Genomic DNA, 14,439 nt, shown 5'->3' with positions numbered 1-14,439 from the left:
CGATTATTGGAGGAGAACATCATGGCCACCACATTCCGAGCCCGCATGGCCGGCGCGCTACTGGCCGCCTCAGCGCTCTTCGCTACCACTGCCTGCAGCGACGATGGCGACGACAAGACCGAGGAGGAGTCCAGTGAAGAAATGACCGATCAACAACCGGCACCCGAATCCGAGGAGTCGACCGACACCGCCGCCGACGACGTGTTCGGTACCGCCTGCTCGGCCGTGCCGGAAGACGGGTCGGGCAGTTTCGAAGGCATGGCCCAGGACCCCGTCGCCACTGCGGCGAGCAACAACCCGGCCCTGTCGACACTAGTGACCGCTGTCGGCGAAGCCGGGCTGGGCGACACGCTTAACTCTGCCGAGGACATCACCGTGTTCGCCCCGGCCAACGACGCCTTTGAGAAGATTCCGGAAGAAGACCTCAACGCCGTCCTGGCTGATAAGGACAAGCTGACCGAGATCCTCACCTACCACGTCGTCGGGGAGCGCGTCGACGCCGGTGAACTGGGCGAAGGATCGCCTTACACGACGCTCCAGGGAGGAACCATCGACGTCTCCGGCAGCGGTGAGGACTTCACCGTCAACGGCGATGCAGCGGTCGTCTGCGGCAACGTGCAAACGTCGAACGCCACGGTCTACATCATCGACACCGTCCTGATGCCCTGACCCGCACCAAGTTCGTTGCCGCGGCTTTCAAGCCGCGGCAACGGCTATGAATGAGCCCTGGTTATCACCATGCCGGTTGGGAAAATACTCCATCTTCAAGCTGGTTATCCGGCCCGAAGGGGGGGAATTCCCCGCCCTGGAACCGGGCTCCGAAGGTCGCAGCCGAATTCCAACCGCAGCCAACACCAGGATCGATCTCACGCTCGATTCCGACTCACTTCCGGTCAGCCCATTGCAGCGGTGGACAGTTTTTCAGGTTGATCCCCTCCCTCCCGCTCTGCTTGAGTGCGAGCCGCGTCCAGGCGTGCGAAGATCGTTCCTCCGGAAACGCCGATCCGGCGGGCGATCGCCGAGATCGGGTTGTGGGGGAGCAGCTGCGGCAGCGACCACTTTCTCCGGTGTCATCACAGGTGGACGTCCCACGGCCGGGCCCCGCGCCCGGGCGCCGGCCAATCCTTGACAGGAGCCTTCGACGATCAACTCGCGCAGGGACTGGGAGAAAGCGGTGAAGACATGTAAGATCAACCGGCCGCCTGGAGTGGTGGTGTCGAGGTTTTCGTGCAGTGTGCGAAAGCCTATGTCTTCACTGCGCAGGTGTCCGACGGTGTGGATCAGGTCCGGCAGGGAGCGGGAGAACCGGTTGAGGGTGTGCACGACGAGCGTGTGGTTGCGAAACTAGGAGCTGGCCTGGACAGTTGGGCCACTGAGCCTTTCCGTGCAAGGTAACCGGTGCGCTCTGTGATCCTCCTTCGGGGCCTGATCCGGTGGAAGGCGACGAGGCAGGCCTTCATGACCGTGCCGATCTGTTCGAGATCAAGGCCGACTTTGTCCAGGCACTTGAACATGACCTTCAAGTCGGCGTTGGCCTTCTCTTCCAGCGCACGAGCGGCGCCATGAACTCGATTGAACACACGGCGTTCGATGGCCAGGTCGGCGTTCTTCGGCTTCTTGAACGGCGCGACGACGCTGTCGATGCTCTCGAACTTGAGATACCCGAGGTCGACCAGGATATGCAGTCGCTGCTCGTCAGCGACGCCGGTGTTGACCTGCCGCAGCGCCTCGTCCAGGCCATGGTGGGTGGCGGCGGTGGAGTCGAAGACGCGCCCGGGCAACGCGTCGGAGACCCACAGCGGGTAGCCATCGGGAGCGGAGAGGACCTGCTCGTTCACCCCGTGACGATGATGCTTTCCCGACCAGTAGAGGTCAACGCCCTTGGTCGGTCCCTCCTTCTTGTAGGAGCGGGTCGGGATAAGGGTGCCGTCGAGGATCAGGTGCTCATCGCCGGCCGCTCGGGCCGCCGCGATCGCCTTGGACAGGTCCGGAGCCTGGTCGGCGAGAACGTCGAGCCCTTCCCACAGGCGGTCATAGGCGCAGGTCTTCTTGATGTCGTTGTCACGAGCCAGCTGTGTGAGCCGAGTACCGTCGACCAGCCATCGCAGCACGAAGACGGCCTGCTGAAAACAGGTCAGCGCACGCGTGCCGGTTCGGGTGCCGATGCGGTGGCGGTGGGCGCGCAGTTGGAAGGAGAACCACGTGACGGCAGCACGAGGGACAGGTAGGACAGCGCGGTATGCGACACTGGAGGACACGGGAACCTCTTCGTGGTGTTGTTGATTAGCCAGAAACATCGTCCACGAAGGGGTTTCCTATTTTCCTACCAGGGGTTCATCACCGGCTGTGTTGACGTCCTTGCGCGGAAGAGCTCACTGAGCCAGGAACGATCAGTTCACCGATGTCCTCCGAGGGGCCCGGGCCCCTCGGACCAGGTAGGAATCGGAACACTTCCAGCACCCGCCGGACTGACGATGTCGACGACGTGGATGCTTCGGATTCCACCGAATTCCAGGGTGGGACTGGTACGGGCGTTAAAGGGTTCTGACCGGTGTTGAGACATATCCACTGGAGAGAGATGCGGGTGGGCCTAAACCTTAAGTGATCACGGGTTTTACGTTCGGGGTCTCGGTGCCGATGATCATCACCGGTACCGCTGCCCGGCGGAGGACGGCGTCGGCGACGTTGCCCATGATCGCCTTGGACAGCCCGGACCCGTGGCGTCCGACGGCGATCAGGTCGACGTCGCGCTCTTCGGCCAGGAGCAGGATCGTGTCGGCAGGGTCGCCGGCGGCGACAGTGCAGACCACGGCATTCCCGCCGAACTGCTCGGCCTTGGCAGTCAGTTCGGCGGTGGTGGCAGAAACAAGCGAAGCGGCTTCAGGGTCGTCGGGCTCGGCCTGGTCGAACCCAACCACGCGCACCAGTAGCAGCCACGCACGGTCGGTCCCGACGATGCGGGCCACTGATCCGAGCGCCCTGTCCGACTGGGCCGACCCGTCGAGTCCCACCAGTACACGGACGCGGTCGGACTCCTCCGAGTCGGTGCCGCTGCTGGCGATAGTGCGGGGTGAGCGCTCGTACCGCTCCGAAACGGCGGCGGCGAAGGCGGGGCCAAGGACGATCGCCAGCAGGATCCACCTGGGATCGCGGTATCCGTGCCGCGCCATCCACCACAGGGCGACGAGGCCGCTGGTGACCCACACTGCGACGAACACGATGATCGTCCACGCGCTTGAAGACATGGTTTCATGCTACGTGCGGCCGGGTGCTCCGCACCGGGGTTTCGGTATTCGTCAGATGTCGCCGACGCCCCTCGATAGGCGTCGCAGCCGTTTCTCGAAACCGACCACCAGACTCGTCACGAGCCCGGTGGCCAGGATGAGCAGCCAGGTGTCCGCTTTGAGCGGGGCGGTGCGAAACAGGGTGTTCATCGCTGGAAGGTACGTGATGGCCATTTGGCAGGCAGCCTGGATGGTGAGTCCGAGGAGGAGCCATTTATTGGAGAAGAGCCCGACGCGCCACGCCGAAGAGGTCATGGATCGGCAGTTGAACAGGTAGAATGCCTCGACGACGACGAACACGTTCATGGCGGCGGTCCTGGCCTCGGCGAGGTCGGCGCCGTGTGCGAGCTCCCAGTGGAAGAGCCCCCATGATCCGGCGACGAGGAGGCCGGACACCAGGAGGGTTCTCATGACCAGCGCTCTGGTCAGCAGAGGTCTGGCCGGGTCGCGGGGAGGCCGGGACATGATGTCCTTTTCCTTGGGTTCGAAGGCGAGCATCAGGCCCAGCGCTACAGCAGTGGTCATGTTGATCCACAGGATCTGGGTGGGAAGGATCGGCAGGGCCGTTCCGAACAAGATCGCGGCGAGGATGACCATGCCCTCGCCGACGTTGGTCGGCAGTGTCCAGGCGATGAACTTGACGAGGTTGTCGAAAACGCCGCGCCCTTCCTCGACGGCGGCTTCGATGGTGGAGAAGTCGTCGTCGGTGAGCACCATGTCGGCGGCGTCCTTGGCGACGTCGGTGCCGATGCTGCCCATGGCGATGCCGATGCCGGCGCGGCGTAGGGCGGGCGCGTCGTTGACGCCGTCGCCGGTCATGGCGACGATGTGTCCGCGAGCTTGGAGAGCTTCGACCAGGCGGAGTTTCTGTTCGGGGGCGACTCGGGCGAAGACGGTGGCCCGGCCGGCGGCTTCGGCGGCCTCTGACTCCGGCATGGAGGCCAGGTCCGCGCCGGTCAAGACTCGGCCGGGATTGCGCCCGTCGACCAGGCCGACCTGGGCGGCGATGGCGGCGGCGGTCCGGCCATGGTCACCGGTGATCATCTTGACCGAGATTCCCGCGGTATGACAGGCGGTTATGGCGGCGGGGACGGTGGCGCGGTGCGGGTCGACCATGGCTTGAATACCGGTGAAGACCAGGGTTCCCCGCAGTTCTTCCTCGGCGAATCGGGCGCGACCGGAGAGGCCAGGGGTTTGTACCGCGGTGGCGAGGACGCGCATCCCCTTGTCGGCGAGTTCGGAGACCTTCTGCATCGCGGTTTCGCGGTCCAGGGGACGGGTCTGTCCTTCGGCGTTCATTTCCGTGTTGCAGAGGTCCAGGATCTTTTCAGCGGCGCCTTTGGCCAGGACAAGGTACCCGCCGCCTTTTTCGTGGAAGAGCCCCGCCATGTACTGGCGTTCGGAGCTGAAGGGGATGGTGGCGGCGCGCGACATGAGGGCATCGACGGCCTCGGTCTGGAGGCCGGCCTTGGCGGCGGCGATTAGCATGGCTCCTTCGGTGGGGTCGCCGACCACGCTCCAACCTCCGTTGACCCGGGTCAGGGCGGCGTCTCCACAGGCGGACCCTGCCAGCAGAGTCCACCGCAGAGCGCGGTCGGCGTCCAGGTCGGCGCCTGACCCGTCGGCGCCCAGTAGGTCGCCTTCCACTGCGAGCCCGGAGCCGGTGACCTCGTAGCCGCGGTCCGGGGTCCAGACCGTTTGGACGGTCATCTGGTTCTCGGTGAGAGTACCGGTCTTGTCGCTGCATATGACGGTGGTGCTGCCGAGGGTCTCCACGGCGGGAAGGTGGCGGATGACGGCGCGGCGGCGCGCCATGCGGGCCACACCGATGGCGAGCGTGATCGTCACGGCAGCGGGGAGCCCTTCGGGAATGGCGCCTACGGCCAGTGCGACAGCGGCGGTGAACATCTCTGCGGGTTCGTTGCCCCGGTACAGTCCGATCGCGAAGGCGACGGCGGCGAGCGCGAGGATGCCGACGGACAACAGGCGGCTGAATCCGGCGAGTTTAGCGGTCAGGGGTGTCTGGAGCGGCACGGCGGCTCCGACGAGCCGGTGGAGGTGACCCATTTCGGTGTCTGGGCCTGTGGCGCAGGCGATTCCCTGGCCCTCACCGGACGTGACGAGCGTTCCCGAGTAGGCCATGCTGAGTCTGTCGGCTACCGGCGCCTCCTTTGAGACCGCCTGGTCGCTCTTGACGACCGGAAGGGATTCACCGGTCAGTGCCGATTCGTCGACCTGTAGCTCCTCCAAGCGTGTCAGGCGCAGGTCGGCCGGGACCTTGTCGCCGGCCGCGAGGCGGACGAGGTCTCCCGGAACGAGGTCTTCGGAGGGGATCAGATGCTCCTGTCCGCCGCGCACGACTCTGGCATCGGTGCGGATCAGGGACCGAAGGCTCTCCAGTTCGGCCTCGGCCTTGGACTCCTGGATGAGGCCGATGACCGCATTGACGGCGACGACGCCGAAGATCACCGACGAATCGACGATCTCGCCGAGGAAGGCCGTGATGGCACCAGCAGCGAGGAGCACGTAGATCAAGGGGTTGTGGAGTTGACCGAGGAGTCGTTGGAACAGTCGGATCTTCTTGGCGGCAGGGAGGCTATTCGGACCGAAGTCGGCGAGGCGAGCGTTGGCCTGGGCGTCGGTGAGTCCGGACCGCATGTCCGTATCCAGCGACCGTGTCACGTCGCCGACGGAAAGCCGGTAGTATTCCGGCGCTGCCGCGGCCTCGTTCGAGCCCGCGGCAGTAGCGTCCCCTCGCTCCGGTTCGCCCATGCTGCCAGTATCGTCGACGTGGTGCGATTCCGAGGGTGATCGCGATCCTCATACTCCAGCTCACAGCCGCTCGGGTGATGGACGACGATGAACTTTCACTCGTGGCTCCACGTGACCTTGCTGATCCGAGCCTGCCTGCGCGACCACTCTCCGCAACGGAGGCGATGAGAACTACTAACGGCCCAGCCTGCACTGTTCCCGGCTTCTAACCGGTCGCGACCTGCGATGCGATGGCGCATTCGCTCATAGGTGGCGTCGTCGATATCGCCGGAGGCATAGCGCCGATCGAGCACGTCGAGCGCCGACTCGCGTTCCGCCGGGTCACCGGCGGAACGGGCGTCGTCCTTGCGGTCGCTCCCGGATTGAGCCAGTCGCACCAGCCCCCAGACCATAGCTCCGAGTAGAACGATCCATACCAGGGGAAACAGCATCATCCAGCTCCAGGTTCCCCAATCTCCGTACATCATGTGAAACACCCCGACCCGTTCACGACCTGTTGTCTTTCATTCTCCTCCTGATCAGCCTCACGGTCAGAGGATCGCGGCCGCGCTGGCGCGATCCCAGGACGCCGGGAACAGCGGACGGTATTGAATCTCAGGGGCCCGTGCGGAAGGTCGTTCCGGGCGCCACAGTATTTCGTTTCTCGGCCGACGAGGGCATGGTCAAGAAGATTGTTAGTATCTTTCGAAGTGATGAAGCGTGTCGCGTCGGTAGAATGAGGCTGTTCCAATGCTGCAGGCCAATGATCGGAGGAGGTGCTTTCGATGGACAGGTTGACAGGCAGAGTCGCGCTGGTGACAGGAGCCGCCAGCGGGATCGGAGAGGCCACCGTACAACGTCTGGCATCCGAAGGCGCGGCGGTAATCGCCACCGACGTGAGTGACGAACACGGCGTGCTGGTGGCCGATCGGATTTCATCCCAAGGCGGACGCTGCGTCTACCGGCATCACGACGTCACCGACGAGGAGCAGTGGAGCGGTGCTGTGGAACTGGCCGCTGGATTCGGCGGACTGGACATCCTCGTCAACAACGCCGGTATCGCCGATCTCGCCACGATAGAGGAGACCGCGCGGGAACAGTACGAGCAAGTCATTGCGGTCGACCAGACCGGCGTGTTCCTCGGCATGAAGGCAGCCGGGCCGAAACTGAAAGAGTCCGGGCACGCCTCCGTGGTCAACATCAGCTCGATCTTCGGGACATCGGGCGGCTTCGGTACCGGCCCCGCCTACCATGCGGCCAAGGGAGCAGTGAGGACAATGACCAAGAACGCCGCCCTGCATTGGGCCGGCGATGGCGTACGGGTCAACTCGATCCATCCGGGGTTCATTGACACTCCGATGCTCGACGTGGTTCGAGGCACCGAGTTCGAGCAGGAGATGGTCGCTCTAACTCCGCTTGGCAGAATCGGGCTCCCCGCGGAGATCGCGGCGTGCGTGGCCTTTCTCGCCAGCGACGACGCCTCCTTCATTACCGGTGCCGAACTGTACGTCGATGGCGGATTCATCGCCCGATAAGCAGGTGTGTTCAAGCCTGCGCTCATAGCGCATAGAGCGTCAATTTTTCGCGATTCCATCAATGGTGCCCAGCCGCAGGATGGAAAATGTGGCTAAAGCCGCAGGCGAGCCGTCTGCTGACGGCTCCGGCGATCCGAGGGGAGCCTTGACATGGACATTGCGCGCGCCTGGTCGGCACTCGTAGCTCTCATTGCCGCGATCGCCCTGGCCAGCGGCGCGGCGTCCGCGCACGGAGGCGAAGATGCCGACCCGGATCCGGCCTACGAACTCGTCCGGCAGTCGCTTTCGCTGATGGTCAACACCCCCGACGACGCTGAGGGCATCGCCAACCGGGTCGATGAGGCCCTCGTGGCCGAGGACACCGAAGGTGTCGACATGGCCCTGGTCTCCCGGGCCTCTGAAGAGTTGGACAACGGTGATATGGCTGTGGCAAGAGAACTGCTTGAACGCTCGATAGACATCAGACCGTCACCAGAAGGATCGCCGCCGTCTCACGAACCGGCTCCCAATACGTCCCCCGTCGAGGATCCAGCGGACACTCCGGCGGTCTTGGACGAGTACCGATCTGACCGGTCGCTGGACGGCCTCGAAGGAGTCCTATTCGCCGCGTCATTCGCCGCCATTGTGTCCGGGGCAGCCCTGACCTGGCGAATGCGCAAGGAAGAATGGACCCGCCACTATCGCAGCGAACAACCCACCGAGGAGGAACGATGACGGGCCATTCGGGCGCCAATACACCGACGAGTGAGAACGCCCGAAAGCGACGTGGGCCGTTCGGCGCGCTCGACGAGCGCCTCGGTGTCGACGCGTTGCGCTACGCGGTTCCCGATCACGCCAACAACCTCGGCTGGAGCTTGGGCGGAGTCAGCGTGGTCACCTTTGTCATTCTGTTGGTCACCGGCGTCTACCTGGCGCAGTTCTACAACCCGAACACCGAGTCGGCCAATCAATCCGTCCGCGAGATCTCTACCGAGGTCTGGCTGGGCGAATTCTCCCGGTCGCTGCACTTCTGGTCAGCCAACGCGATGGTCCTCGTCGTCTTTCTTCACCTGCTGCGAGTGGTGCTCCACGGCTCGTACAAGCGGCCCCGCGAAATGAACTACCTGGTCGGAACGGCAATGTTCGCCCTGGCCGTTGCCGCTGTATTCACAGGGACCGTCCTCAAATGGGACCAGCAGGGGTTCGAAGCGCTCCAGCACAACATCAAAGTCGCCGAGCTGCTCGGGGGACTGGGCTTCTGGTTCACTCCAGAAGCGTCAGAGAACCTGCCTTTGCTTGTTCGCCTGTACGTAGCCCACATCATGCTCATTCCCGGGCTGATCATCATCCTGTTGATGGTGCACGTCCTGTTGGTCAAACAGCACGGGATCTCATCGCATCCCAAGAATACCGGGGCCAGATCCGAACGCCATGAACCGTTCACCTATCATGTTCGCCGTGTCGGGGCCTTCGGATTGATCCTCCTAGGTGTGCTCGGGGTGCTGGCGCTTCTCGTACCGCCGATCGTCGGCCCCACACCCGTGGAAGGAGTGGAGGTCACCAAGCCGCCGTGGATGTTCTGGTGGCTGTACACGTTGGAGAACTGGTTCGGACAGGGCGCGATCCTGTGGGGGAGTGTCGTGTTCGCGCTTTTGGTGGCAATGCTCCCGTTCGTCGACCGCGGCCCTGAACGTTCCTGGCGGAAACGCCCGATCGTCATCGGTGGCGCCGCGTTGGTCTTGGTGGTCTTGATCGTGTTGAGTATTCTGGTGTTCTTTGTAGAGCCTGGCCAGAATCTATGAGCAGCGGAGTTGCTTCGCCGTGTTGTTCGGGCCGCCTCGTGGCCGGATTATGACACGCCTCGTCTTCCTGCCATTCGAAGCCAGCGTTGCCCGCTAGCCCGTATAGCGGGCCGTTTGAAGCACGAAATCGTCGTGTCTGGAGTTAATGGGCTTAGAATACTCCACAGGAAGGCGGTGGCCGATTGAACACTGGGCAAACGTTCGCTCTGGTCGCTGCCGTATTGATGCTCGCGGCGGTTGTCGGGCTGCTCGCCGGCAAGTTCCGACAGCCTCTGATCGTCGCTTTCATCGGCGTGGGGATCCTCGTCGGTCCGGTTGGAACTGGATGGGTCGCCGGCGTACACGAAATCGAGCTGTTGGCGCACCTTGGCGTGACGCTCCTGCTGTTCCTAGTGGGGCTGCGACTCGATATTCACCTCGTCCGATCCACCGGGCCGGTGGCACTGGCGACAGGCCTGGGACAGGTGGTATTCACCGCTACCATCGGCTACATCATTGCTCTGGCGTTGGGAATGGGACAGGTCACCGCCCTCTACGTTTCGGTTGCGTTGACGTTTTCTTCCACGATCATCATCGTGAAACTGCTGGCTGACAAACATGAACTCGACGAGGCCCACGGCCGCATTGCCGTGGGCCTCCTCATCGTCCAGGACCTTGTGGTCATTCTGGTCATGATCGGGCTGACCGCCGTTTCCCAGAAGACCACTGACAATCTGGCGGTCGACCTCCTGGCGGTGATCGGCAAAGGCATCGGGTTGTTCACTGCCATCGGATTGGCGATGCGCTACTTCATCCCCTGGATGCTTCATCTGATGGCGAAGTCGTTCGAGCTTCTGGTGCTGTTCGCTGTCGCATGGGCGGTCTCTGTCGCATCGGTGAGCGCATGGCTCGGTTTCAGTACCGAGATAGGCGCGTTCTTGGCCGGAGTGTCACTTGCCTCGACACCGTACCGCGAAGCCATCGGCGCCCGCATGGTCAGTCTGAGGGACTTTCTCCTCCTCTTCTTCTTCATCGGTCTCGGAGCTCAATTGGAGTTCAGCGATACCGCACGCCAGCTTACAGAAGCGGGAATCCTCTCCCTGTTCGTACTCATCGGCAACCCGCTGATTGTGCTAGTCGTCATGGGGCTGATGGGGTATCAGGCCCGGGTGTCGTTCCTTGTGGGACTGACAGTGGCTCAGATTAGCGAGTTCTCCCTGATTCTCGCGGCGCTCGGTTTGAGCCTTGGGCACATCGACTCGGCCACGGTCAGTTTGATAACCGTGGTTGGACTGACAACGATCGGCGCGTCCACCTATATGATCCTCTACTCAAAACCACTGTTCGCCAAGCTTGAACCGTGGCTAGGTGCCTTCCAACGTCGAAAGGCCCGCCATGGATCCAGCCCGTCGGCAAGTTCAGGAGCTGACGTCCTGGTCTACGGCCTGGGGCGTTTCGGAAGTCGTGTCACTGAGCAACTCGCCTCAGCCGGTCGAAGTGTTATGGCCGTCGACCTAGACCCTGACGTTGTCAATGCCGGGAACCGCCGCGCGGTCACAACGATTTTCGGCAATGCAGAAGACATAGATTTTCTTGAGTCTCTCCCACTTGGCGAAATACGGTGGGTCATCAGCACAATTCCATCCGTGGATGTAAACCTGACGCTGCTTCACGCACTGCGTCATCACGACTACCAAGGACGGATCGCCCTGACCGCACTGTCCGCCCACGATGCCCACCGACTGGAGCAAGGCGAGGCCGACGTCATTCTCCGGCCCTTTTCAGCGGCGACGGCGACTCTGCTCGAGCACATCGCGGCAGACGCTGAGGGCGACGAGGAAAAGTAATACATACCAAGACTGACCAGAAGTGTCCGGTCAAACGCGCCGCCGGTTCACCATCCGCCGGCATCAGCCGTATAGTTGCCGCCACCGATTTCTCTGCCGCTTCAAACTCGGCTGTCTCGCGGGCGTGTAGTCTCGCGCGATCCCACGACGCTCGACTCGCACTCATTCACGTGGTGTCCGAAGACATCAGTGGTGAGCTGATCGATACAGCTCGTAACACCCTGGCCAGGACGGCAGCCGAATTCGGCTGCGCACAGGCAGACAGTCACGTCGCTGCAGGAAAGGCCGCCAGGGAAATAGCCAAGGCAGCCGAAGCTCTCGACGCTGACATGGTCGTCCTCGGCGCTCATGGTGAACATTGGTCGAAAGACCTGTTCACAGGTTCAACTGCCGAGGCTGTAGCTGATATCTGCGAACGTCCGGTTCTTATGGTCAGATATCGGCCCGCAGAACCGTACCGGTTGATGCTGGTCGGCATGGACCTGACCGGAAATGCCGTCGCGGCCGCTCAGTTCGCGATGAGGGTCACTCCTCGAAGTCGAATCGTCATCGCGCATGTCGCCATCGTGCTCGGTGAAAACCTCCTGCGCATCAATGGTGTCAGCGAACAAGAGGTCGATCAACTTCGCCATACGCAAGTTGTGGAGCTTCGTCCGAAGGTCGAGATGGGAGCAGAGCAGTTTGGTGCAGAACTGACCGCCACCATCGTGGAGTCCGGCCATGTCGAACTACGACTTGCAATGATTGCTGCGGACATCGGGGCGGACCTGCTCGTGGTCGGAAACCGTCGGCGGTCGAAGCTGGAACGCTCGCTATTAGGCAGCGTCACACGCAGTTCCATTCAACGATCGTGCTGCGACGTTCTCATCGTCCGCACAACCTGAATACCGGTTCCTCGGAGGACGGAGCTTTGCCCACAAATCCCACATCATCTGTGTCGTCGCGACGTCAACGATGCGACGTCCAGGTCCCGACCAGGGCGTGCTGGAGTTCCGGTTATGGTTTGATTCCGAGGGCGGGGAGGACCTGTTCGGGGTTCTTGGCGTTCTGTCGGCAGGCTTTGGCGATGTTGACAGCTCCGCTCAGTCGGAGGGCGCCGATGGCCAGGTTGCGGAGTCCGGCCAAGGCCCGTGGAGCGTTGCCGGTCGAGACGGTGGAGGCGTCTTCGCGGAAGGTGCGGTCTCGCACGTGGTGGGAGCGGTTTTCAATCGTCCAATGTCCTCTCGTGTAGTGGTTGATGTGTTCGGGGATGGCCAGGTGGGCGGGCAGGTTGGTGACGGCATAGACGGTCTCTCGGGTTTTCCTTCTTCTCTCTGGGTTTGCGGCGACGGTGCAGGCGGATGGCGATACTCGTTCCGGGCAGTCGCAGGGCCTCGACCGATTCGTCGACGCAGGTGATCTTGACTGACCGGGACTCCTTGCGGCCGTGCTCTTTGCCTGAGGCAGTGTGGCCGATGGGAATCGTGTTCCAGGGCAGGGCTTCAAGCTCCTGGTATTGGAGCTCTTGATTGCGCTTCACGATGGCGACGTAGTAGGCGTTCTTCTCTTCGTGGACCCAACGCAGTAGCTCTTTTACGGTGTGGAGGGCGTCGAAGGTGAGGACGGTGCCGGTCAGGTCGAAGGGTTCGAGTAGGGGTTTGAAACCGGTCGTCTCGTTGGTTTTCTTGCCGACTTCCTGTTGGGCGTAGGTGATCCCGTCGTCGTGGGTGACCAGGGACAGCAGGTGGCGGCGGTCGTTGCCCCGGGTTTTGGATCCTTTGAGGGATTTGCCGTCCAGTGCCTTCGCTGCCAGGGGCCGGCGCTTGCGCGGTGTCGGATCGGAGTCGTCCTGGTCCTTGTCTTGGTTCAGGGTGATCTGGTGGCGGTCGATCAGCCACTGGCATAGCGCCTGGTCAAGGGCTTCGGCGTCAATACGGGTGAGGATGGTGCTGATACAGGCGCGGGAGGGTGAGCGGCGTAGCCGGAAGGGGTGGAACCGGAATCCCAGCCGGTGGAGGACGTCGGCGCTCAGCGCTTCGGCCCATTCGGCGATCTCTGAGATGGTGGTGGCCCCGCAGGAGACGGCGGCAGCGGCGATGGCCAGGACCGATGCCAGCGGGTACCATCGGCCTCTGCGTGAGCGGGGATCAGGCACTGTCTCGAGGTAGCGTCGCAGGTCGGGAAGGTCGTCACGCTGGAGGTCACCCGCCTGCGACAAGACAGCGGGAACTTGCGAAGATGAGGACGAGGGCACGGCTTCTCCTTGAGCACCATACGAACTAGACACTCATATGATGCGGGGAACCGTGCCTGCTTCTATCTGCACCCCAACCGATCACGCTCTGTCACTTCAGGATGAAGCAGGAACTCCAGCACGCCCTGGGTCCCGACCGCATCCTTTTACCGAACGCTCAATTTCAGCCACCCCGCGCAGATGAGGAGACCCGATCAGCAGGGGAGTGGTCGCCAAAAGCAGGAATCACACCCCGTTTGACCTGGAATGACGCCCTGAGAAGGCCGTAGAAGCCCCAGGAGCGATTGATGCACACCCGAGAGTAAGGGTCTTCTGTGGCATGTGGAGCCAGAGAGGCTCTTGCCGGGCGTTGGGCGCCAGGCATCGCCGGCCGACGCGACAGATCGAAGCAGCAATGGAAACCGTACGTCCGTTGTGACAACTGCCTGAGATTTTGTGCCAACTTGAATGAGATCTGTGCCAGGTCAGATGAGACGCAACAACTCGGCCTCTGGTTTTTCTATTAATAATTACTTACCGGAAAATCAAAATAATAAATAGAAAATAAGGCTTGAGCAGAGAGTCCAAGTAACTTACGAGAAGTGTAGTTCCCGCAAGTTATGTATGATCGGCCCTGGGTAATGCTGCGTGCACGACGGACTGTCTCGTGGGTTCACGGGCGATCACCTCGGCGGCACCCTCGGAGCACTGGTCGGACGAGGGCGCCGCAGCTATTGGCCCGGGATCCCGCGCTCTCGTCACTGGAACCTGGCCAGTGGCACGAAGTTGTAATACACCCGTGCCGTGGGCGCGAACGACGCGTTGCGCCGCTGGGCTGCCTCCAGTGGCGGATACAAGGCCACGAGCATCAGCGGACGCGTTCACTGCTGCATGGCGACGGAGTCCGACTTGGTGCGCCTTCCGATGGCATGACCGACCGCATCGACAACCCGGCCGCTGGGCGCGGCACCGTCGTACTGCCGGTGTCCTGGTTGCAACAAGGCGCCCCTCGGGCGCACCAACAGCCATAGTGGACAAGTTGCGAGCAAG

Annotated in this window: 12 protein-coding genes and 1 pseudogene; 6 read left to right on the top strand and 7 right to left on the bottom strand. The window is 62.6% G+C overall.

Annotated features, from left to right (window positions below; genetic code table 11):
- Positions 1–21 precede the first annotated feature (21 nt).
- Positions 22–669, top strand: coding sequence for a fasciclin domain-containing protein (locus ACFTE1_RS08930; protein ID WP_380624489.1), 648 nt, complete (start codon positions 22–24; stop codon positions 667–669).
- A gap of 252 nt (positions 670–921) precedes the next feature.
- Here the strand turns inward: ACFTE1_RS08930 and ACFTE1_RS08925 are convergent, their stop codons facing one another.
- From ACFTE1_RS08925 to ACFTE1_RS08905, 5 genes and pseudogenes are all read right to left on the bottom strand, one after another.
- Complete coding sequence (locus tag ACFTE1_RS08925) at positions 922–1,323, bottom strand: recombinase family protein (protein ID WP_380624487.1); 402 nt, start codon at positions 1,321–1,323, stop codon at positions 922–924.
- A gap of 110 nt (positions 1,324–1,433) precedes the next feature.
- Positions 1,434–2,258: pseudogene (locus ACFTE1_RS08920) on the bottom strand (transposase family protein); the annotation flags it as partial.
- 339 nt (positions 2,259–2,597) lie between these two features.
- On the bottom strand, positions 2,598–3,245 hold the full coding sequence (locus tag ACFTE1_RS08915) for a universal stress protein (RefSeq protein ID WP_380624485.1): 648 nt from the start codon (positions 3,243–3,245) through the stop codon (positions 2,598–2,600).
- A 51-nt stretch (positions 3,246–3,296) separates the two neighbouring features.
- A complete protein-coding gene (locus ACFTE1_RS08910) occupies positions 3,297–6,056 on the bottom strand; it encodes a cation-translocating P-type ATPase (protein WP_380624483.1) in 2,760 nt (919 codons plus the stop codon).
- A gap of 95 nt (positions 6,057–6,151) precedes the next feature.
- Positions 6,152–6,523 (bottom strand): SHOCT domain-containing protein, encoded by a 372-nt coding sequence (locus tag ACFTE1_RS08905; RefSeq protein WP_380624481.1) that lies wholly within the window; start codon positions 6,521–6,523, stop codon positions 6,152–6,154.
- 297 nt (positions 6,524–6,820) lie between these two features.
- On the opposite strand from ACFTE1_RS08905, the gene ACFTE1_RS08900 reads away from it, so the two are divergent.
- From ACFTE1_RS08900 to ACFTE1_RS08880, 5 genes are all read left to right on the top strand, one after another.
- Complete coding sequence (locus tag ACFTE1_RS08900; RefSeq protein ID WP_380624479.1) at positions 6,821–7,570, top strand: SDR family NAD(P)-dependent oxidoreductase; 750 nt, start codon at positions 6,821–6,823, stop codon at positions 7,568–7,570.
- Positions 7,571–7,720: 150 nt separating this feature from the next.
- Positions 7,721–8,284, top strand: coding sequence for a hypothetical protein (locus ACFTE1_RS08895; protein ID WP_380624477.1), 564 nt, complete (start codon positions 7,721–7,723; stop codon positions 8,282–8,284).
- Positions 8,281–9,351: a cytochrome b N-terminal domain-containing protein gene (locus ACFTE1_RS08890; protein WP_380624475.1), complete on the top strand. Its 1,071-nt coding sequence runs from the start codon at positions 8,281–8,283 to the stop codon at positions 9,349–9,351. The genes ACFTE1_RS08895 and ACFTE1_RS08890 overlap by 4 nt, the downstream gene beginning before the upstream one ends.
- Positions 9,352–9,533: 182 nt before the next feature.
- Positions 9,534–11,177, top strand: a complete 1,644-nt coding sequence (locus ACFTE1_RS08885) for a cation:proton antiporter (protein ID WP_380624473.1) — start codon at positions 9,534–9,536, stop codon at positions 11,175–11,177.
- Complete coding sequence (locus ACFTE1_RS08880) at positions 11,177–12,061, top strand: universal stress protein (RefSeq protein WP_380624651.1); 885 nt, start codon at positions 11,177–11,179, stop codon at positions 12,059–12,061. Before ACFTE1_RS08885 ends, ACFTE1_RS08880 begins: the two co-directional genes overlap by 1 nt.
- Positions 12,062–12,173: 112 nt before the next feature.
- Here ACFTE1_RS08880 and ACFTE1_RS08875 read toward each other — a convergent pair whose 3' ends face one another.
- Complete coding sequence (locus tag ACFTE1_RS08875; protein WP_380762679.1) at positions 12,174–12,365, bottom strand: hypothetical protein; 192 nt, start codon at positions 12,363–12,365, stop codon at positions 12,174–12,176.
- Positions 12,366–12,381: 16 nt separating this feature from the next.
- Positions 12,382–13,311, bottom strand: a complete 930-nt coding sequence (locus ACFTE1_RS08870; protein ID WP_380762676.1) for an ISAs1 family transposase — start codon at positions 13,309–13,311, stop codon at positions 12,382–12,384.
- Positions 13,312–14,439: the final 1,128 nt, after the last annotated feature.

The organism is Salininema proteolyticum, assembly GCF_042685645.1.
In the GTDB taxonomy this organism is placed as follows: domain Bacteria; phylum Actinomycetota; class Actinomycetes; order Mycobacteriales; family Micromonosporaceae; genus Salininema; species Salininema proteolyticum.
This window is presented reverse-complemented; position numbering and strand designations above follow the sequence as displayed.

What these genes read in the sequence shown, in the direction of transcription:
- ACFTE1_RS08930 (WP_380624489.1), top strand. Translation starts at nt 22, where the DNA reads ATGGCCACCACATTCCGAGCCCGCATGGCCGGCGCGCTACTGGCCGCC.
- ACFTE1_RS08915 (WP_380624485.1), bottom strand. Translation starts at nt 3,245, where the DNA reads ATGTCTTCAAGCGCGTGGACGATCATCGTGTTCGTCGCAGTGTGGGTC.
- ACFTE1_RS08910 (WP_380624483.1), bottom strand. Translation starts at nt 6,056, where the DNA reads ATGGGCGAACCGGAGCGAGGGGACGCTACTGCCGCGGGCTCGAACGAG.
- ACFTE1_RS08905 (WP_380624481.1), bottom strand. Translation starts at nt 6,523, where the DNA reads ATGATGTACGGAGATTGGGGAACCTGGAGCTGGATGATGCTGTTTCCC.
- ACFTE1_RS08900 (WP_380624479.1), top strand. Translation starts at nt 6,821, where the DNA reads ATGGACAGGTTGACAGGCAGAGTCGCGCTGGTGACAGGAGCCGCCAGC.
- ACFTE1_RS08895 (WP_380624477.1), top strand. Translation starts at nt 7,721, where the DNA reads ATGGACATTGCGCGCGCCTGGTCGGCACTCGTAGCTCTCATTGCCGCG.
- ACFTE1_RS08890 (WP_380624475.1), top strand. Translation starts at nt 8,281, where the DNA reads ATGACGGGCCATTCGGGCGCCAATACACCGACGAGTGAGAACGCCCGA.